Annotated in this window: 18 protein-coding genes; all 18 read right to left on the bottom strand. The window is 39.4% G+C overall.

The features are described 5' to 3' along the window. Window positions 1–119: 119 nt before the first annotated feature. The 18 genes from IWX76_RS14720 to IWX76_RS14805 all read right to left on the bottom strand — a co-directional run bounded on the left by IWX76_RS14720 (window position 120) and on the right by IWX76_RS14805 (window position 21,483). A complete protein-coding gene (locus IWX76_RS14720) occupies window positions 120–1,364 on the bottom strand; it encodes an aminotransferase class I/II-fold pyridoxal phosphate-dependent enzyme (protein ID WP_196860763.1) in 1,245 nt (414 codons plus the stop codon). 164 nt (window positions 1,365–1,528) lie between these two features. Continuing rightward, window positions 1,529–3,166 (bottom strand): cell division protein FtsZ, encoded by a 1,638-nt coding sequence (gene ftsZ, locus IWX76_RS14725; RefSeq protein ID WP_196860764.1) that lies wholly within the window; start codon window positions 3,164–3,166, stop codon window positions 1,529–1,531. Window positions 3,167–3,295: 129 nt separating this feature from the next. Further along, window positions 3,296–4,657 (bottom strand): cell division protein FtsA, encoded by a 1,362-nt coding sequence (gene ftsA, locus IWX76_RS14730; RefSeq protein WP_196860765.1) that lies wholly within the window; start codon window positions 4,655–4,657, stop codon window positions 3,296–3,298. Between the two features lie 28 nt (window positions 4,658–4,685). After that, the gene (locus IWX76_RS14735) at window positions 4,686–5,585 is read right to left on the bottom strand and encodes a cell division protein FtsQ/DivIB (RefSeq protein ID WP_196860766.1); all 900 of its coding nucleotides are present in this window, start codon (window positions 5,583–5,585) and stop codon (window positions 4,686–4,688) included. After that, the gene (gene murC / locus IWX76_RS14740) at window positions 5,578–6,933 is read right to left on the bottom strand and encodes a UDP-N-acetylmuramate--L-alanine ligase (RefSeq protein ID WP_196860767.1); all 1,356 of its coding nucleotides are present in this window, start codon (window positions 6,931–6,933) and stop codon (window positions 5,578–5,580) included. Before murC ends, IWX76_RS14735 begins: the two co-directional genes overlap by 8 nt. After that, a complete protein-coding gene (murG, locus tag IWX76_RS14745) occupies window positions 6,933–8,045 on the bottom strand; it encodes an undecaprenyldiphospho-muramoylpentapeptide beta-N-acetylglucosaminyltransferase (protein ID WP_196860768.1) in 1,113 nt (370 codons plus the stop codon). Before murG ends, murC begins: the two co-directional genes overlap by 1 nt. Window positions 8,046–8,055: 10 nt before the next feature. Beyond that, entirely contained in the window at window positions 8,056–9,219 is a 1,164-nt protein-coding gene (locus tag IWX76_RS14750) for an FtsW/RodA/SpoVE family cell cycle protein (protein WP_196860769.1), read from the bottom strand. 6 nt (window positions 9,220–9,225) lie between these two features. Next, complete coding sequence (gene murD / locus IWX76_RS14755) at window positions 9,226–10,566, bottom strand: UDP-N-acetylmuramoyl-L-alanine--D-glutamate ligase (RefSeq protein WP_196860770.1); 1,341 nt, start codon at window positions 10,564–10,566, stop codon at window positions 9,226–9,228. Beyond that, window positions 10,566–11,813, bottom strand: coding sequence for a phospho-N-acetylmuramoyl-pentapeptide-transferase (mraY, locus tag IWX76_RS14760; RefSeq protein WP_196860771.1), 1,248 nt, complete (start codon window positions 11,811–11,813; stop codon window positions 10,566–10,568). The genes murD and mraY overlap by 1 nt, the downstream gene beginning before the upstream one ends. Continuing rightward, window positions 11,813–13,270, bottom strand: coding sequence for a UDP-N-acetylmuramoyl-L-alanyl-D-glutamate--2,6-diaminopimelate ligase (locus IWX76_RS14765; RefSeq protein ID WP_196860772.1), 1,458 nt, complete (start codon window positions 13,268–13,270; stop codon window positions 11,813–11,815). Before IWX76_RS14765 ends, mraY begins: the two co-directional genes overlap by 1 nt. Before the next feature lie 4 nt (window positions 13,271–13,274). Continuing rightward, a complete protein-coding gene (locus IWX76_RS14770) occupies window positions 13,275–15,371 on the bottom strand; it encodes a penicillin-binding protein (RefSeq protein ID WP_196860773.1) in 2,097 nt (698 codons plus the stop codon). Continuing rightward, the gene (locus tag IWX76_RS14775; protein ID WP_196860774.1) at window positions 15,361–15,783 is read right to left on the bottom strand and encodes an FtsL-like putative cell division protein; all 423 of its coding nucleotides are present in this window, start codon (window positions 15,781–15,783) and stop codon (window positions 15,361–15,363) included. The genes IWX76_RS14770 and IWX76_RS14775 overlap by 11 nt, the downstream gene beginning before the upstream one ends. Beyond that, window positions 15,780–16,685, bottom strand: a complete 906-nt coding sequence (gene rsmH, locus IWX76_RS14780; protein WP_196860817.1) for a 16S rRNA (cytosine(1402)-N(4))-methyltransferase RsmH — start codon at window positions 16,683–16,685, stop codon at window positions 15,780–15,782. Before rsmH ends, IWX76_RS14775 begins: the two co-directional genes overlap by 4 nt. Beyond that, entirely contained in the window at window positions 16,675–17,148 is a 474-nt protein-coding gene (gene mraZ / locus IWX76_RS14785; RefSeq protein ID WP_196860775.1) for a division/cell wall cluster transcriptional repressor MraZ, read from the bottom strand. Before mraZ ends, rsmH begins: the two co-directional genes overlap by 11 nt. Window positions 17,149–17,358: 210 nt before the next feature. Continuing rightward, a complete protein-coding gene (locus tag IWX76_RS14790) occupies window positions 17,359–18,552 on the bottom strand; it encodes a phosphoglycerate kinase (RefSeq protein ID WP_196860776.1) in 1,194 nt (397 codons plus the stop codon). Between the two features lie 105 nt (window positions 18,553–18,657). Next, window positions 18,658–19,653 carry a type I glyceraldehyde-3-phosphate dehydrogenase gene (gap, locus tag IWX76_RS14795; RefSeq protein ID WP_196860777.1) on the bottom strand — a complete coding sequence of 332 codons (996 nt, stop codon included), beginning with the start codon at window positions 19,651–19,653 and terminating at the stop codon, window positions 18,658–18,660. A 40-nt stretch (window positions 19,654–19,693) separates the two neighbouring features. After that, the gene (locus IWX76_RS14800) at window positions 19,694–20,737 is read right to left on the bottom strand and encodes a glycosyltransferase family 4 protein (RefSeq protein WP_196860778.1); all 1,044 of its coding nucleotides are present in this window, start codon (window positions 20,735–20,737) and stop codon (window positions 19,694–19,696) included. Beyond that, window positions 20,737–21,483 carry a glycosyltransferase family 2 protein gene (locus tag IWX76_RS14805; RefSeq protein ID WP_196860779.1) on the bottom strand — a complete coding sequence of 249 codons (747 nt, stop codon included), beginning with the start codon at window positions 21,481–21,483 and terminating at the stop codon, window positions 20,737–20,739. The genes IWX76_RS14800 and IWX76_RS14805 overlap by 1 nt, the downstream gene beginning before the upstream one ends. Window positions 21,484–21,488 lie beyond the last annotated feature (5 nt).

A 21,488-nucleotide genomic window follows, 5' to 3' on the forward strand; every position in this document is an offset into this window, starting at 1 on the left:
TTCACATCACACCACACTAATATTTGAAGCATTTATTTGTGTTTCAGACAGTTAATTAAAATCTTTAAAACAAAAACGCCCTTCAAACGTGTTTGAAGGGCGTTTTTTAGGTAATGAACCTAAGCTTGTACTTCGGATTTATTTTCTTTATAATAACCACTGTCTAAACGTTCAGCAATTGCGCTGAATGCCTCTAGTGTACGTTCAACATCGGCAATTGTATGCACAGCAGTAGGAATTAACCTTAACTCTATTAAGCCCTTAGGAATAACCGGATACACCACAATAGAACAAAAGATACTGTAGTTCTCACGAAGATCCATGGTCAATGCTGTTGCTTCAAGCAATTCACCCTTTAAAAACACTGGGGTAACCACCGTATCGGTAATGCCTATATCAAATCCACGTGCTTTCAAACCTGTTTGTAAAGCGGTGGCAATCTTCCAAAGGTTCTCTCTTAGCTCAGGTTTACCAATAAGCAATTCCAGGCGTTTAAGCAACCCAATTACCATTGGCATAGGTAAAGCCTTGGCAAAAGTTTGTGAACGCATGTTATAACGAAAGAAATTAGTGATCTGTTCTGTAGACGCTACGAAAGCACCAATGCCAGCCATAGCTTTTGCGAAGGTACCAAAATAAATATCCACCCCTTCAATACAACCCTGGGCTTCGTGAGTACCTGCTCCTGTTGCACCCATGGTTCCAAAACCATGTGCATCATCAATCAGCAACCTGAAATTAAAGTCTTTTTTTAGGTCTACCAGTTCTTTTAATTTTCCCTGTGCACCCGACATACCAAAAACTCCTTCAGTAATCAATAAGATTCCACCACCACTTTGTTCAACCAGTTTAGAGGCGCGTTCCAGTTGTTTACGGGCACTTTCAATGTCATTATGTTTATAGACGAAACGTTTACCCATGTGTAGGCGCAAACCATCAATGATACAGGCATGACATTCACCATCATAAACTATCACGTCATTACGGTCCACCAGGCAATCGATAATAGATACCATACCTTGGTATCCATAATTTAATAGAAATGCATCTGGCTTACCTACAAAGGAAGCCAGTTCTTGTTCTAGTTGTTCATGGTATTTTGTATTACCAGACATCATTCTTGCACCCATCGGGTAGGCCATGCCAAATTCTGCGGCACCGGCCTCATCTGCTTTTCTTACTTCAGGGTGATTAGCTAAACCCAGGTAATTATTCAGACTCCATACCAAATGCTCTTTCCCACGGAAGTTCATGTGAGGTGCAATCTCACCTTCTAATTTTGGGAAAGAAAAATAGCCATGAGACCATTTTTGATGCTGCCCAAGTGGGCCCATATGCGTTGCTATCTTTTCAAAAATATCCAATTTTATATGTTATTAAGTTAACTTATTTTGTGCAAATTTAAGGTTTTATGACTGATATCCAATAAGGAAGAATACCTGATTATGTTATAAAACGCAAATGTTCTAGTATGACAAAAGCCTTAGCAACAAGTATTGCTAAGGCTTTTATATCACATTATATTAGATTAGTCCACATTATCGTGTAGAAATGAATTATTTGGTCTAATTTCAGTTGTTCCGTCTTCATCGTTGCTTAACGTAAATCTGGACACCTGCGATTCTGAAGAATGTTGCACCTGTTGCAATTGCATTTGTTTGCGTTTGTAAGCAGGTTCGTTTTCAAGCTCTTGCAAACCATTGGTGGTGCGCAGTTTCATGCTTAAATCTTTCAATCTTAAAATTCTTTCTTTAGATTTTTTAAGTTGATCTTCAATAGAATCATCATTTTTATCATCGTCTAACCCAATCTCTTGTTGCGGCTCAGCTGGCTGTTGATCTACAGGAGCGGAATTAAAACTGGTCTTAGGAGTATCAAAAACGTAGTCTGTTTCCGCCAATTTAATTTCAAACTCAAAACCTTTTTCATTAGTGGATTCGGGTTGTATTTCCTCTTCAACTAAAGTATGGCGGATAATATTATTTTCAGCGTCTTCAGTACGGCGGGATTTGCTTCCGTTAGACAAGTCAGCAAATAAATCAGACTGTTTTTTACCTTCGTTCGATTTCATCACCGGTTCATTGGTATAAACCTCTGGTTTGGTTTGAATAAAAGAATTTACTGCTTCAATTGGTTTTACTAATGGAGCTTCTTCCGGAGTTAAGAGTGAAATTTTCTTCACATTCTTTTTCTCGTGAACCCTTTGTTCCATAGTTTGGAAACCCGTAGCAATAATGGTTACTGATAATTTATCTTCTAGATTTTCGTCAATGCAATTACCCCAGATCAAATCTGCAGACAAACCTGCTTTATCCTGTATGTAATCTGTAATGATGGTTACCTCATCCATAGTTACTTCACGTAAGCCTGAGCTGATGTTTAGTAAAATGTAACGGGCACCTTCAATTTCGTTATCTTTTAATAATGGAGAAGCTAGTGCACCCTCTACAGCATTCAGCGCCCTGTCTTCGCCATCACAGGCAAAACTTCCCATGATGCAGACACCGCTGTCTTTCATAACCGTGCGCACATCTTTAAAATCCACGTTGATGTAACCTGGCACAGTAATAATTTCTGCAATGCCTTTAGCTGCAGTAGTCAAAATGTCATCTGCCTGAGCAAATGCCGAACCTAAAGTCAGGTTACCAAAAATCTCACGTAATCTATCATTAGAAATCACCAGATAAGAATCAACGTATTTTTTTAATTCATCAAGACCATCCTCAGCTTGCATTTTACGACGTTTTCCCTCGAAAGAGAATGGCGTAGTAATAATAGCAACAGTAAGGATATCTAATTCTTTAGCTGCCTGCGCGATAATTGGACTGGCACCGGTTCCGGTACCTCCACCCATCCCTGCAGTGATGAACAACATTTTTGTGGTACTACCCAACATCTGTTTGATGTCGTCTATATTTTCTATAGCAGAGTTTTTACCTACTTCCGGTATAGAGCCAGCGCCCATCCCTTCAGTTAAGCTTGCGCCCAATTGTACTTTATTAGGAATAGGACTGAACTCCAATGCCTGAGCATCTGTATTACAAATAATAAAGTCTACCCCGGTAATTCCTTGTCGGTACATATGGTTAACCGCATTACCTCCACCGCCACCAACACCAATTACCTTGATGATGGATGACTTATCTTTTAACATTTCGAACTGCATATCTTTATGAATCAGTTGTTTATAAATTTGCCTTAGCTGTTCATCTACTCAATGTAATATTACCAATTTTCAACAATAGTTTTCAACATTTGTTGAGAATGTGGAAAAGTTGCTTATTGTGAATAAATATTACGGTTTTATATAATCTTCGTCACTAACATTCATGTCGTCTTTGATAAAGTCTTTCGTTTTTGCCAATAACTTATCAAACAAACCTGTACCGCTACGTTTTGCTTTTTCCTTTACCTCCTGTGGTTTTTCAACATAAACACCAGGTTGTTTCATTTCTTCAGCAAGCTCTTCAGCTTTTTGGATTCCTTTAATTAACAATCCTACACTGGTTGCATACATTGGGCTTTTCAAATCGTCGTATATGGTTTTAGGCATATCTTCGTATTTTGACAAATGTTCATTAGGATAACCCACGCGGCAATCTAATCCAGTAACATACTCCACTAATTGGGCCAAATGTTTTAATAACGCGCCACCCCCGGTAATTACTACACCACCGATCAATTTTTTTTCATAACCAGATGATTTGATTTCGTAATAAACATGCTCAATGATTTCTTCCATACGGGCCTGGATCACATAAGCTAGGTTTTTTACAGAAATCTCTTTCGGTTCCCTGCCTCTTAAGCCAGGTACACAAATGATTTCGTTTTCTTTATTTTCTTCGGCAAGTGCTGAACCGAATCTGGTTTTTAACAACTCCGCCTGGTTTCTCATCACAGAACAACCTTCGCGGATATCTTCAGTTACACTGTTACCACCAAAAGGAATAACAGCCGTATGGCGAATAATACCTTCATGGAAAATTGCAATATCTGTTGTACCACCACCTATATCAACTAAAGCGATACCTGCTTCTTTCTCTTCATCACTCAATACAGATTCTGAAGAAGCCAGGGGTTCTAAAATTAATTCTTGCGTGGTTAAACCAGCATGCGTTACACACCTCATGATGTTTTTAACAGCAGTAACCTGACCAGAGATAATGTGGAAATTCGCTTCTAAACGAACACCCGCCATACCGATCGGATCTTTAACACCTGGTTCATTATCAATGGTAAATTCCTGCGGCAAAACATGGATGATTTCTTCTCCTGGGGGCATAACCAGTTTGAACATATCATCAATTAATTTGTCAATGTCTTTTTTACCAATTTCGTGGGTAAGCTCCCTGCGGGTAAGTATTCCGCGGTGTTGCAAGCTTTTGATGTGCTGACCGGCGATACCTACATTAACCACACGGATCTCCACATTAGATTGTCCGCTGGCTACCTCCACGGCTTGGGTAATACCTTGAACGGTTTTTTGAATGTTGGAAACTACTCCACGGGTTACCCCTGCAGATTCCGCTTTTCCTATGCCTAAAACTTCAATCTTACCATGTGTTGTTCTGCGCCCCACAATGACACAGATCTTTGTAGTGCCGATATCCAGTCCAACTACGATTGGAGACTGAACGGTAGATTTTTCTTTGCCCATAACTATATTGTTGATATTGAGTATATTTTTAATTTTCTAAGTCGTGTTTATTTGCATCCCGCGCAAAAGTATCCACTTTTTTGTAGATGTCCCCTGCACTGGAAACTGGTACCGGAAGTGCTTCCATATATCCGTAGACAAGGATAGAGTCCGGTTTAGTTCTTTCACAAACAATCTGGTTTGTGTATTTAATATTTATTGTCTTGTAAGTATCCCATCCTACTTTAGGCATCGCCTTTTTGTAAAAAGTAAGTAAGTTATACATTTTAACTTCCAGTGAATCGGCATTTCCTAAAACAATTCGCTGGTTACCAACCCGGGGCACCAATTCAATATCCAGGCGGTCATTCACATACATCTGTTCAATTTGTGCCGTCCACAACGTATCCGCTTTAATAAAACTTGCCGTTTTAAACAAATCCCTACCCATTTTAGTGCTTAGGGTGTCCAGGCGACCGTTAAATGGCTCCCTTATGCTTCCATTTGCCACCAAAACATTGGCAGTAAAATTAGTAGAAACAGGCATTTTAAAGCCTTTACTGTCGATATAGAAATCCTGTTGTCCAGCATTGATCACCCTTAAAATGGGTTTCCGCTGACTGATCTCAATATGGATCTCACCATTCATATCTGCATAAATTTTTGCTTCCTCTATATAGGGATTTGCGCGAATTTTATCTTCCAATTCGTTCAGATTAATATCCTTAAGATTACGGCCAACCAGCTGTCCATGGTGCAGCTTCAGCATGGCATCTACTTCTTCACGTTCCACAAAATTATCCGCACCTGGAATCAATATTTTGATTTCCGTACATTTAGTTGCCTGTTTGTTCACACTGATGAAACTCATGAGCACAACAACACCAACCAGGCTGCATAACCAGGCGGCGGTCTTCATCACAAATTTCCAGTTGATCTCTTTAAGCATGACCTAAAAGTTGTTTTAGCGGTTGTACCAATGTGTCTATATCTCCAGCCCCCACTGTTAATAACAAGGCAGGCTTTTTATTTTTTATGTTTTCCAATGCGGCTTCCTTACTGAATACCGCAGCATTTTTTAACGTTATTTTGGCCAGCAAAAAGGCTGAATCTATGCCTTCCAGTGGCAATTCTCTTGCAGGATAAATATCGAGCAATAATAATTCATCAACCGTACTGAGCACCTCTGCAAAACCTGTTGCAAAATCTCTTGTCCGTGTATACAAATGAGGTTGAAAAATAACCGTGAGTGTCTTATCAGGATACAGTTGACGGACGGCATCAAAACAAGCTTTTAATTCTTCCGGATGGTGGGCATAATCATCGATATAGATGTGTTCTGCCGTTTTTACCTGGTATTCAAACCTTCTCTTTATACCTTTAAAAGTAGCTACTGCCTCTTTTATTTTTTCTGTAGAAATACCAAGTGTTAAAGCCACTGCAATAGCGGCAACAGCGTTTTCTATATTATGCTTACCGGGTAATAGCAAGCAAAGGTCTTTAATTTCTTTATGTGCATCCTCGTAGTCAAAAACAAAGTTTGCATCTACTACCCTGATGTTTTTAGCCTGGTACTGCGCATCACTTTGCAGCCCATAAGATAAACTATGTAGTACAGGTAACCCTGCCTTAACAAACAAAGTGCCATCAACTTTCAATTGTCTGGCAAAAAGCTGGAATGACTCCGTTAATTGTTCTGCATCTCCATATATATCTAAATGATCGGCGTCCATTGACGTGATTATCGAAATGGAAGGGTGCAGGGTGAGAAAGGAACGATCGTACTCATCAGCTTCAACTACGACAACCTGATTATCACCTAAAAGGAAGTTACTGTTGTAATTGCTGGCAATACCACCTAAAAAAGCGGTACAGCCATAACCACTGTGTGTAAGCAGATGTGCAATAATTGAAGAGGTGGTTGTTTTACCATGGGTTCCAGCCACAGCAATGCAAAACTGCCCTTTACTGATAATGCCTAAAACTTCAGACCGTTTTTTTAAATTGTATCCATCGTTCCTAAAATAATTTAGGATCTGAGCCTGTTGAGGAATGGCTGGGGTATAAACAACAAGTAAATCGGCAGCTGGCTCCAGAAACTCAAGATGTATAGCCGAAACCTCGTCGAGATAAGTAATAGTAATACCTTCTGCTGCTAAAGCCAGTGTTAAATGTGTCTGTGTTTTATCATAGCCAGAAACAAGGCATCCACGCTTTGCAAAATAACGGGCAAGTGCACTCATACCGATACCACCGATACCAATGAAATAAACCTTTTTTATTGCTTCCAGTTCCATTATATCCTTACCTTATCTGCTAAATTAAACACTTCTGTAGCGATCAGCTCATCCGCTTGCGGAAGACCCATCTTACCAATATTAGCCGAAAGCGTTTCGCATCGTGCTGTATCCTTCAACAGGTTTAACGCACTTTCAACCAATGTATCTTCAGCCGAGCGGTCGGCAATCATTAATGCGGCATCGTTTTTAGCCAGAGCCAGGGCATTTTTAGTCTGGTGGTCTTCGGCAACATTAGGCGAAGGCACCAGAATAACAGGTTTTTTAATCAGGCAAAGCTCTGCAATAGTGCCTGCACCTGCCCTGGAAATAATGACATCTGCAGCGGCATAGGCCAGATCCATTCGATGCAAAAATTCCAGAATACGCACATTGGGATGGTAATCTACACCAAGCCTATCCACAATCCCCTGGTAGTAATATTTTCCAGTTTGCCATACCACTTGTACGTCTTGTGCAAGTATGGAATCAAGGTGTTTTTCAATACTTTTATTTAAGGTGCCAGCCCCCAAACTACCACCTGTTATTAAAATGGTTTTCTTTAAGGGATCGAGTTTCAACAACTCGGCACCTGCAAAGTGCTTATTTTCTACTTCCACCACGTCTTTCCTTACCGGGTTTCCTGTTTTAAGAATGCGATCGGCAGGAAAAAACTGATCCATATTGTCAAAAGCCACACATATTTTAGCTGCTTTTTTACCTAACCACTTGTTGGTGATACCGGCATATGAATTTTGCTCCTGAATAAGGTAAGGGATATTTTTTAGCGAAGCCGCGTACAGTAAGGGTCCTGATGCATAACCACCTACACCAACTACTACATCTGGCCGGAACTGGCTGATCAAGGCACTCGCTTTTCGAACACTCGATAGCACTTTAAACGGTAAAGCAAGGTTTTTTACTATTGAACCTCTTTGTATACCACTAATGTTTAAACCAACAATTTGGTAGCCTGCAGCAGGAACCTTTTCCATCTCCATTCTGCCTGTAGCACCAACAAATAAAATTTCACACGTCGGCTCCCTGCGCTTTAAAGCGTTAGCAATGGCAATGGCCGGGAAAATATGCCCACCAGTACCGCCTCCGGAAATGATAACTCTTGTTGATCTCATAGTTCTATAATTATGCGTTAACAGGTATTTCTCCTATAATCACTTTTTTACTGTTTTCTTCTACATCACGACTTACACTTAATATAATACCAAAAGCAATACTGGTAAAAATCATTGAGGTTCCACCCATACTCACTAAGGGTAATGGAACACCAGTTACCGGCCCTAAGCCTACGGCTACGGCCATATTAGCAAACGCCTGTATGGTTAAACTAAAGCTTAATCCTGCCGCCAGCAGGGCGCCAAAGGCTTTTGGACTTTGAGTAACGATCCTGACGCATCGATAGAGCAACACCAGGTACAATATGATGATGACCAGTGCCCCTACTAAGCCATATTCTTCCACGATAATCGCGAAAATAAAGTCGGAATAAGGATGTGGTAAAAAGTTACGCTGTATGCTGTTTCCTGGCCCCTGTCCAAACACGCCACCTGAGGCCAAGGCAATTTTTGCCTGATCTGCCTGATAAGTTTTATCGGAATGTTGCAATTCTGGGTGCAGAAAGGAATTGATCCTCGACTTATAAGTGTCTCGACGCGGACCCAAGAATACCACAAGTAACAACAACACAAAGCCTCCTGCACAAACTATGGCAATTTGTTTGATGCTAATCCTGCCGATGATTAACAAAAGAATACTAACGCCAAAAAGCATCAATGCAGTAGATAAGTTAGCCAGTGCAATGAGAATAAATACGGCAAGCACAGAACCCATTATGGGTACGAAAGCACTCTTCACGTCTTTAATATGCTCTTGTTTCCGTGTTAGCATCCGCGCTAAAAAAGTAATGAGCGCTAATTTCGCTAAATCAGAAGTTTGAAAGGTTAAGCCTATGATCGGGATTTTCACCCATCTCGAAGCCTCATTTAAGCTGGCACCAAAAAGCAAGGTATATAACAATAAAGGGATGGTGACAATCATGAGGACTTTAGAAATCCCAGCATAATACTTATAATCCAGTAAATGCGATACATAAATCATACCGATCCCCATGATCACAAAAATGACATGTTTGGTCAGCAATAATTTCTCTACCGCCTCTCCGTGTTTATAAGCCAGCGTACCTGTTGCACTATAAACGGCAAGGATAGAAATTAAAGACAGCAGAATAATGATCAACCAGATCCATCTGTCGCCTTTAGTTTTTTCCAGAAGTGCATTTATCGCTGTCATAACTGATTATAATTCTTTTACGGCCATTTTAAATTGATTTCCCCGATCTTCATAACTGCTAAACAGGTCGAAACTTGCGCAGGCTGGTGATAATAATACCGTGTCTCCTTTTTTTGCCAGGTGATAAGCAACTTGCACCGCCTCCTGAGCGGAAAATGTATTAACAATCAGATCAACATCATTTTCAAAGGCCTCATGAATGGCTTTGTTATTTTTGCCTAAGCAAACAATTGCTTTTACTTTATTATGTACCAGGTCTTTTAGCATATTATAATCATTGCCCTTATCAACACCCCCTAAAATTAACACCACCGGGGTACTCATGCTTTCTAAAGCATACCAGGTAGAATTGACATTGGTTGCCTTAGAATCATTGATATACTCCACACCCGAGATTCTTGCTACATGTTCTAAACGGTGCTCAATGTTGAGCATATCACGCATGCTCTCCCTAATGGTCAGGTTGCGTATATCGAGAATTCTGGCTACAATTCCAGATGCCATGGAATTGTAGATATTATGCTTGCCTTGAAGGGCTAATTCTGTAATTGACATGGTAAATGGGTTTTCTGGGTTAATATTAATCATCATCTCCTCCCCTTTTAGATACGCACCTTTTTCGACCGTTTGTTGGATGGAAAAAGGATAAGAAGTAGCTTCTATGGTGATGAGTTTTAAAGCATTTAAAGTTTCTTCATCATCGGCACAATAGATAAAATAATCACTTGCCTGTTGATTTTGAACAATACGCATCTTTGATGCGGCATAATTTTCCATTTTGTAATCATAACGATCCAAATGGTCGGGTGTAATATTTAATAATACTGCGATGTCAGCTTTAAAGGCAAACATATCGTCAAGCATAAAACTTGATATCTCTAACACATACCAATCGAAATTTTCTGTGGCTACCTGGGCCGCAAAGCTATGTCCGATATTACCCGCAAGTCCCACATTTAACCCTGCTTTCTTAAGGATATGATAAGTGAGCATGGTGGTGGTGGTTTTGCCATTTGATCCGGTAATACAAATGGTTTTAGCATGGGTATACCGCTTGGCAAACTCTATTTCCGAAATTACAGGTATACCCTGTGCTTTCAATTGCTTAATGATGGGTGTCTTTTCTGGAATACCCGGGCTTTTTATAACCTCTGTAGCATTTAAAATAAGTGCTTCAGTATGTTGTGCTGTTTCAAAGGGGATGTTTAGTGAAGTTAATTTCTCCTGGTATTTAGGCGCTATAGCTCCAAAATCAGATACAAAAACTTCAAAGCCCTGCTTTTGCGCAAGCATAGCTGCGCCTACTCCACTTTCACCAGCTCCTAATATGACGATGCGCTTTTCCATTATCTAACTTTTAAAGTGATGATGGTAATAATGGCTAGCAAAATGCTGACAATCCAAAATCGGGTAACGATCTTGGCTTCGTGATATCCTTTTTTCTGGTAATGATGGTGTAATGGTGACATCAGAAATACCCTACGCCCTTCACCAAACCTTTTTTTGGTGTATTTGAAATAACTTACTTGTATCATGACAGATAAGATTTCGATCAGGAATACCCCACAAAGTATCGGAATTAACCATTCTTTTCTGATCATGATCGCAAAAACTGCAATAATACCGCCAATAGCCAAGCTTCCAGTATCGCCCATAAATACCTGTGCGGGATAAGAATTATACCATAAGAAGCCAACACATGCACCTACGAAAGCGCCCGCAAAAATCATGAGCTCACCCGAATTTGGGATGTACATGATATTCAGGTAATCGGCAATAACCGTATTACCAGATACATAAGCTAATATACCAAGCGTAATTCCAATTATAGCAGAAGTACCGGTAGCCAAGCCATCAATTCCATCAGTAAGGTTTGCCCCATTAGAAACACCTGTAACAATAACAACGGAAAATAATAAAAATACAGCAAGTGCATATTTTTCATAACCAGAGCCTAAAAACTTCAAGACCATGGCATAATCAAATTCGTTCTTTTTGTAAAATGGAACTGTTGTTTTTGTAGACTTTACATCCTGTGTATAATAATAGTTCCCCCCTTTTTCCCTTAGTACAATAGGTGCATTAGCAGCTGGTTTATCGTTTTCACTTACCGTTTGACGAACAACAATGTTCGGGTTAAAATACATGGTGTAGCCAATGATCAGGCCCAGACCAACCTGGCCTACCACCTTAAACTTACCAGCTAATCCTTCTTTATTTTTTTTGAATACTTTTATATAATCATCCAAAAATCCAACTGCCCCCATCCATACTGTGGTTACAATCATAAGCACAACATAAACATTTGTTAGGTTAGCCAACAAGAGTGTCGGCACAAGAATACCAAGCAAGATAATTAACCCTCCCATAGTTGGTGTACCTTGTTTCTGCATCTGGCCTTCTAAACCTAAATTTCTTACCGATTCACCCACTTGCTTTTTTTGAAGGTAGTTAATCAACCTTCTACCATATACGGTGGTAATAATCAGAGAAATAATTATAGCAAGGGATGTCCGGAAGGTAATGTATTGAAACAACCTTAATCCTGGTATGTCGTAATTCTGACGCAAGTACTCGAATAGATGATATAACATTAGCTGATAAGGTTTAATTGTTCCATGAGCACTTCTTTATCATCAAAATGATGACGAACGCCATTAATTTCCTGGTATTTTTCATGTCCTTTACCGGCAAGTAAAATAATATCACCAGGTTTTGCCAGGTGACATGCAGTTTTTATGGCTTCCTTTCGGTCTACAATAGTTAAAGTTTTACGCCTGTTTGTTGGTGACACGCCTACTTCCATTTCTTGAACTATAGCCTGAGGATCTTCTGTTCTGGGATTATCTGAGGTGAGGATCACCTTATCACTCCAGTCGCAAGCCACTTGTGCCATGATTGGGCGTTTTGTTTTATCCCTGTCACCACCGCAACCAATAATGGTGATTACCTGTTCTGTACCTTTTCTAATGTCCTGAATGGTACTGAGCACATTCTGCACTGCATCAGGTGTATGTGCATAATCGACAATACCAATGATGTTATGTTTGTTACTCACGTAGTCAAACCTGCCTTCTGCACCAGTAAGGCTGCTAAGAAGGGTTAATACATTTAATTTGTCTTCGCCTAACAACATGGCGGTTCCATAAACTGCCAATAAATTGTAGGCATTAAAAGAACCAACCAGCTTAAAAAATACATCAACCTGGTCTATATCCAGGTTTAAACCGCTAAAGCGGTTTTCGATGATTCGGGCTTTAAAATCTGCCATCTGCTTTAAAGCATAGGTTTTCTTTGAAGCTTTAGAGTTTTGAAGCATGATGACCCCATTTTTGTCATCAGCATTAACTAAGGCAAAAGCATTTTTTGGCAAGCCATCAAAAAAAGCTTTTTTGGCTTTTAGGTAGTTATCAAATGTTTTATGAAAATCGAGGTGATCATGAGATAAATTAGAAAACACACCTCCTGTAAACTGTAAACCTTCAATGCGGTGTTGAGAAACAGCGTGAGAACTCACCTCCATAAAACAATAAACACAACCTGTATTTACCATTTGGCTTAACAACTCATTCAAAGCAATAGGATTTGGTGTAGTATGAGTTGCCGTTAAAATAGTATCATTAATCTGGTTATGAACAGTTGAGATCAACCCCACCTGATAACCTAACTCCCGGTATAATTTAAATAATAAGGTAGCAATGGTTGTTTTACCGTTAGTACCCGTAATACCGATTAATTTGATTTTAGTAGATGGATTGCCATAAAAATTAGCTGCCATTTTGCCAAGGGCAATGTGAGAATCTATTACTTCTATGTAGGTGACATTTTCCTGAAGTTCTTCAGGCATTACCTCACATATCACTACCGTAGCACCCGATTTTACCGTTTGACTGATGTAAACATGCCCATCAGAAAGGCTTCCTTTTATAGCAAAGAATATGGAGTTGGCAACAACATGTCTGGAGTCAAAACTCAGGGCATGTACATCCCTATTGGTATTTCCAACCAGGTTTACTATTGCTACGCCATATAATATTTCTTCCAACTGCATCTTATTATTTTAATTCTATTTGAACTGATAGCCCCTTCCCTATCTTACTTCCCGCGGGTATAGACTGGCTGACCACTTTTCCACTTCCTTTTACCCGGGCTTTTAAGCCTGCATTTCCAACCAAGTATAAGGCGTCTTTAAGTCCCATGCCATTAACATTTGGCATCAGGCCTTTAACTTCTTTGTATTCCTGATAAACCAATCCGTTACTGGTATCAACACTATTGAAATATGGCGATTTAGCCGCGTATAATGCTTTAATACCAAAAGATTGGTAAACTTTTTTAATTTCTTTCGTTTGTCCTGCTTTAGCTGCCGGCTGCACTGTGTTGCCAACTAAACGTTCAGTAACTTCATTGTACATTTGCATATCGCTGGCGTAGATTCTATCAGCTATTTCGCGAAATGGCGGACCAGCAACAAGTGCTGCGTAATACAATCCTTTAGGATCATTGATGGTCACCATTAATGAATATTTCGGTTTGTCGGCCGGGAAATAACCGCAGAAAGACGATTGGTATTGCCTTTTAGCACGGTAACCCCTATTTCCATCAGCCACCTGTGCAGTACCCGTCTTTCCGGCTATGCGATAATGCGGAGAGGCTAAACTTTTTCCGGTACCATTTAAAAACACACCTTCCAGTAAATCCTGTGCTTTCCGAATCGTTTCTTTGGAAGCAATTTGTTCATTAATTACCCTGGCCTGAAATTGCTCAATTGGATTACCCAGTCGTCGCACTTCTTTTACAAAGATCGGCGCCACATATTTACCGTTATTAGCTACAGCGTTGTAAAACGATAACAATTTTAATGGTGTAAGCTGCATTTCATAACCATAAGCCATTTGAGGTAATGACATATTTTTATTCCAACTTTTATTTTTCGGATTCTTCACAACAGGCTGCGCTTCTCCAGAAATTTGCAGGCCTAATTTTTCATTTAAATGCCAATCATATAAGTGGTCGGTAAACTGTGATTGGTTATCTCTGTAATGTACATTGACCATCTCTGCAATCGCTGCATTCGACGACTGTTCAAAAGCCTTTTTCACCGTTACAACGCCTATACTTCCGTGCGAATCACGTATGGTGTGACCAGGTATTCTATAATTACCTGTGGCAACTAAAGTATTAGTATCAACTTTTTTATCTTCTAACAAAGCCATAAAGGATGCGAGTTTAAAAGTAGAACCAGGATCCTGATTACCTGCTATAGCATAATTAAACAGTTCCTTGTACACCCCTTTAGAAACCCGGGTGTAATTAGCTACTGCTCTGATTTCTCCCGTTGCAACCTCCATTAATATCACCGAACCGTGGTGCGCATCACTGGCAATCAACTGTTTCTCAAGTGCATTTTGTGCCAGGTCCTGCATGTTAATATCAATAGTAGAAATAATGTCTGCGCCATCTTTAGGTGCAATTTCCGCTTCTTCATTCACGGGCATCCAAACCCCTCCAGAAATTCGCTGTACTAACCTTTTTCCACTTTCTCCGTTGATGTAATCGCTATAAGCACCCTCCAGACCAACTGGATTGGAAACGTTCTTATTGGTATAGCCAATTGTTCTTGCTGCTAATGCCTGAAAAGGCAAAATTCTTTTATTTTGCTGAATGGCAATTAGACCACCAGTGTATTTACCCACATTGAACAGCGGAAAAGTACGCACCCTTTTAAGGTCCTGATAGTTAACTTTTCTTTTAAGCAACAAATAACGTGAACTGTCTCTTCTGGCCACGCGCATCATACGGGCATATTCCTTTGGCGTTTTATCTTTAAAAAAGCCTGATAAACTTTGAGCCAGTGAATCAACTTTACTATAAAAAACCTCATTATCCTGTATTCCACCAGCAAAAGCATCCATACGCAACTCATATTCAGGAACCGAGGTAGCCAACAAGCTTCCATCGTTTGAATAAATGTTACCTCTTGCAGCTTCTACGTTAATGTACTTTGTAGAGAGACTATCGGCCATGGCACGCCACTTTGGTCCCTCTACAAATTGCACATCGCATAGTCTGACCAACACTGCCACGGCAAGCAGTACAATCAGCCCAAAAGCTAGATAAACACGCAATAAGATATTCGCCCTAATGTTCATCGTTACCTACTATTAATTTCTTTGGTGGTACAGTTAACACCTTTATTCCTAATGTATCTACCTTTTTAGCTACCTCTGTTAATTTGCTTTTAAACATAAGGTCTGCTTTCAAGGATTTATACTCCCAACTTAATTCTTTTACTTCTTTACTTAGTTTGTCAATATCCCTTATGTTTTTCACGGCCATATGACTGTTGGCAATATAAAGCATACATAAAAAGGATATAAACAACAAAAACGGCAACATCTCAGTCGCAGCTTCCTTGGTGACAACACCTTCTGTTAAAAATTTCTTAAAAAAGGCATCAGTAGACTCCCCTGACTTTTTTACCTTTTCTTTCTTAATTTTTAACTGGGGCTCTTCATCCTCCGTTAATTCTTCATCGTTATTTTTTAAAAATCGGTTACTCATAATTTTTCCCCAATTCTTAGTTTCGCACTACGTGCTCTGCTGTTATTTACCAATTCTTCCTCGTCTGCAACAATGGCCTTACGGGTAATAACCGTAAAAGGCTTCTGTTGGTTACCGAAGAAGTCCTTTTCAACTTCACCCCTAAATTTGCCTTTAGCCAGAAAATTTTTAACTGGTCTGTCTTCTAATGAATGGTACGACATCACCACCAGTCGGCCACCAGGCTTAAGCACTTCAGCACTCTGTTCCAGAAAACTTTCTAATACCTTTATCTCGCCATTCACTTCAATACGCAACGCTTGAAATACTTGCGCCATGTATTTATTTTCTTTTCCCTTAGGAATATGCGCTGCAATTGCCTTTTTAAAATCAGTAAGGGTTAACACTGGAGCCGCCATTCTGGCCGTGGCAATTGCCCGCGCTAATGACTTTGCGTTTTTAACCTCGCCATATATGCCAAATAGTTTATGAAGTTCTTCCTCGGCATATTTATTCAATACGTCAGCCGCAGTAAGATCACCTTGTTGATCCATACGCATATCTAGAGAAGATTCAAATCGAGTAGAGAACCCTCTTTCAGGCTCATTAAACTGGTGTGATGATACCCCCAGATCTGCAAGAATACCGTCTACCTGTTTGAAACCCAATAAGCGAAGGTTATTTCGAAGAAAAGCGAAATTCTGATCTACAAACAAAAAACGCGGATCATCAATCTTATTTCGTTGGGCATCAGGATCCTGATCAAAAGCAATTAGGATTCCGTCTTTGTTAAGCCTTTTTAATATTTCTCTTGAGTGTCCGCCACCACCAAATGTTACATCTACATAAACACCAGCTGGCTTTATATTTAAGCCATCTAAACATGCATCAAGCAGTACTGGCACATGATAATTATTTTCCATCATCCCTCCGTTTCAAATTTCCCATCACTTCCTCCGCCAAACTGGAAAAATTTGCCGGCTCCTGGTCAAACAAAGCTTCGTAAGCTGTTTTTGACCATACCTCTATTTTATCAAACTGGCAAGCCAGCACAATTTCTGTATTAATAGAAATTCCAACCGATTCCAGCAATGACTTAGGTAAATTTACTCTACCTGTTGCATCCAACGTCAATTCCGTTGCACCCCTTGTAAAGTAGCGGATAAACTCTCTGGTTTTCTGCTCATAAGCATTTAACTTGCTTAAATCTTCTACAATATTTCTCCATACTTTTTTAGGATAAATAACCAGGTGTTTTTCAAAACCTCTATTAATGACTAAGCCATCCTGCTCCACATTAGGCAATTGCTTTTTCAGGCTCGAAGGGACCATCAAGCGGCCTTTCGCGTCTAATTTACAATCAAATTCTCCTAATAGTTGGTCCATTCTAATATGTACACTTTTTATGTAGTGTAAAAATAGATACTTCTACCACTTTTTACCACATCTTACCACAAAAAGTTTTCAACATATTTCATTTACTTTAAAATATTCCATTTTAAGGCTTAAAAGAGGTTTAATGCAACAAAAAAGGCACCCAAATTATTGAGTGCCTTTTCCTATTATTCGTTTAAAATTATTTATTAAGTATCGCTATTAAGAATTAACTGCCTTTACGCCAGGTAATTCTTTTCCTTCCATGTATTCGAGTAGTGCACCACCACCAGTAGACACATAACTTACCTGATCCTCTAAATCGAACTTGGCAATTGCGGCAGCAGAGTCACCACCACCTATTAAAGAAAAAGCATCATTTTCCTGTGTTGCAGCAACCACCGCATGAGCTATAGCGCGGGTTCCATGAGCAAAATTTTCCATTTCAAAAACACCCATAGGACCGTTCCATAGTAAGGTTTTAGATTTTTTAATAACCTCTGTAAATAAGGCTATGGTTTTAGGGCCAATATCCAATCCCATCCAGTCTTCAGGTATTTCACCAGTGTTCACATCTTGTTTGGCCGCTTCATTATCAAATTTATCGGCAATAACAGTGTCAAGCGGCAAGATAATATTTACACCTTTAGCTTTTGCTTTCTCTAATAACTCTAGGCAAAGCGGCATCCGATCTGCTTCTAACAAGGAGGTGCCAATTTCGCCGCCTTGTGCTTTAGCAAAAGTATAGGCCATACCACCACCGATGATTAGGTTATCAACTTTATCTAATAAACTTTCTATTAAAAGAATCTTATCTGACACTTTAGCACCTCCCATGATGGCTGTAAAGGGTTTCTCCGCATGGTGATTTACTTTCTCTGCATTTTTCAATTCTTCAGCCATTAAATAACCAAAGTATTTTGCGTTTGGAAAAAATTCAGCAACAATCGCTGTGGATGCATGAGCACGGTGTGCTGTACCAAATGCATCATTTACATAGACATCACCAAGTTCTGCTAATTTACCAGCAAAATTCTTTTCCCCTTTTTCTTCCTCCGGATAAAAACGCAAATTTTCTAGCAACAACACTTGCCCAGGAACAAGGTTACGTGCTTTATCATGTGCATCAGTGCCAATACAATCTTCAGCAAACTTCACTTCCAAATCAAGCATTCTGGATAAGTCACCAAGAATATGCTTTAAAGAATACTTTGCCTCAGGACCACCTTTTGGTCTTCCTAAATGCGACATCAAAATAACAGCGCCGCCGTCGTTAAGGATTTTGTTAATGGTGGGTAAAGCTGCACGCATGCGCTTATCGTCTGTGATGTTAAACTCTTTATCCAAAGGCACATTGAAATCCACCCTTACAAGTGCTTTTTTATCTTTAAAGTTGCATTGATCTACTGTATTCATAATCTTATTTAGTTGTATTACAAGTTAAAATAATGCTAATTATACCTAGCATTTCACCAAATATAAGAAGCATTCATAGCTAATAGCTCATCATCTGCAAAATAATTAGTCTTGACGAACAGCGATTTTTTTAATTAAATCAACAAGTCTTGCAGAATAACCTGATTCGTTGTCGTACCAACCCACTACCTTAACCAAATCACCTACAATAGAGGTAAGCAATGAATCAAAAACACAAGAATGTGGGTTACCCAAAACATCAACAGAAACTAATGGATCTTCTGTGTAATCCAATACGGTTTTCATTTCATTCTCAGCGGCAAATTTGAATACATTATTAATTTCATCGATGGTGGCTGGTTTCTTCAATATACAAGTAAAATCAGTAAGTGACCCATTGAGTACAGGTACACGAATTCCTGCACCCCCAAGTTTACCAGTTAAATGGGGAAATGCATTAGTAATGGCTTTAGCAGCACCAGTAGTTGTAGGAATAATCGATGCAGACGCTGCCCTTGCCCTACGGAGATCTTTGTGTGGAGCATCGTGTAAATTCTGATCACCTGTCATGGAATGCACCGTAGTGATGTAGCCGTCTGCTATACCCCAATTGTCATCAAGTAACTTTACCATGGGGGCAACATTATTAGTTGTGCATGATGCATTTGACAATATAGGTGCAGACAGATCAACATTAGCGTCATTGACCCCTAATATAACCATTGGGATATCTTTATCAGAGGCAGGCGCTGAGATTAAGACCTGCTTAGCCCCGGCAAGTAAATGTAACGATGCTTTATCTCTGCTCGTATGTTTGCCAGTTGCTTCTAATACCAAGTCAATTTCTAAAGCCAGCCAGGGTAATTCTTCTGCCTTTGGAGTTGAGTAGATTAAAATTCGTTTACCATTAATAATAATGGCTTCATCCTCTACAATGATTTCCCCTTTAAAACCTCCATGAACAGTATCATATTTAAACAAATGTGCCAGGGTATTTGCATCAGCTAAATCATTGATAGCAATGATATTAAGATTTTCTTCCAGTGCGCGACGTAAAAAAACACGTCCAATTCTACCGAAACCATTAATAGCTATTTTCATATTCATCAGGCGGCAAAAATACCGATAATCTGAATAGGTATTAGATATTTCTATCTATTCTAACCCCAGTTATTTCTTGTTGCAACTTATATGACAGCACCCTGTTAGATAATATTGTCGTTAAAATCAAAATAAACATTTTCAAAGATTCTGTAAACCCTTGAAAAACAAAGGTTAACAACACCATAAAAAGGGTGTATGAGGTTAATGCCAGAACGATCTGGGAATCACTCCAGCCCAACTGCCTTAAACGATGATGAATATGATTTCGATCTCCTTTGAAAGGCGATTTTCGGTTTAATAAACGGGAGATAAACACCCTTACTGTGTCGTAAAATGGCACCATAAATAGGGCAAGCAGGTAAGCCCAGTTTCCGGAGACGTAGCCCGACATTTCACGATCTAACTCGAGAAGTCTGAAGGAAAGCATGACTGCAATAAAACCAGTAATCATAGACCCTGAATCGCCTAAATAAATCTTTGCAGGCGAAAAATTATAAAATAGAAAGCCAGTTAGCGTGCAGCAAAATATAAATGCTGAAGCTGCATAAGGGAGGTCACCATAATAGAGCAGACCTACTGCCATAAACAACACGACTAGAATACCCAGTATAGTAGCTAAACCGTCTATTCCATCGATCAAATTAAATGCATTGATCATGCATACCATAAATAAAACAGATAAAAGATTGCAACAAATCGGATTCCAAAAGGATGATCCAATCAAGTTATTAAACGGAACAATGCCACCATATTCTATGGCAAGAATGGCAATAACGAATTGACAAAATAATTTGATGAGTGGTAAAAGGTTGAAAAGGTCATCATAGAGCCCTAAAAAGAACAGTAAAATTAACGGAATCAAAGAGAGATACACCTGGTATTCACCCCTTATGGAAATGAGCACCCCTATGGGTATGATGAAGCTTAGAAAAACAGCAATGCCCCCCAGCCTGGAAATTTTAGTTCCATTACCCAAATGATTTCGATCAAATATACCGTACCTAAGCGATAATTTAATGACTAATGGGACTACAGTGATGGAGATTAAAAAAGAGAAAACGGAGCAGATATAGTATTGCATCAGATAAACTGTTTTAGTTTTCTGAGTTTTTTTCCGGCGAGGGCTACAAAAGGGTATGGAACGTGGTTAAAAACCAATACTTTATAATCTGCAATTATTGCCCTGCAAAACTGCCGGATTCCATGATTACTTAGTCCTCCTGATCGCATCCTAACGATTAAATGGTTTAAAAAGACAGTCTGAATCTTTTTTTTGTAAAACAACCGTATAACCATCTCATAATCAGCAGACAATCCAAAATTTTTGGCATATAATCCATAGGAATTAAAAATCTCTTTTCTTAAATATAATGTTGGATGTGGCGGCATCCATCCGTATTTAATTAAGGACGGAAGGAAAGGTTTAGAACGCCAATTTCTGATCACTACATTAATATCATGGCGTGCTGTGTAGACAAGATTACCATATATCGCATCACAACGTGATTGTTCGAAACAGCCTGCAATACAGGAAATCACATAGGGATCAGCTAACACATCATCTGCATTAAGCACGCCCACGATGTCGCCTGTCGCCATCCTGATTCCACGGTTTAAAGCACTATAATACCCCTCATCCTTTTCAGAAATGAATATTGATATATTTGCCAGGTATTGAGAAATGATTTCTACCGTCCCATCATCTGACCCACCGTCAATCACAATATATTCAATGTCTGCATCCCGCTGTTGTAACACTGAATGTATGCACGCCGAAATATAAGGTGCACAATTTAATACAACCGTCACTATACTTACTTTCATCATTATAC

This window comes from Pedobacter sp. CAN_A7, from assembly GCF_015752175.1.
In the GTDB taxonomy this organism is placed as follows: domain Bacteria; phylum Bacteroidota; class Bacteroidia; order Sphingobacteriales; family Sphingobacteriaceae; genus Pedobacter.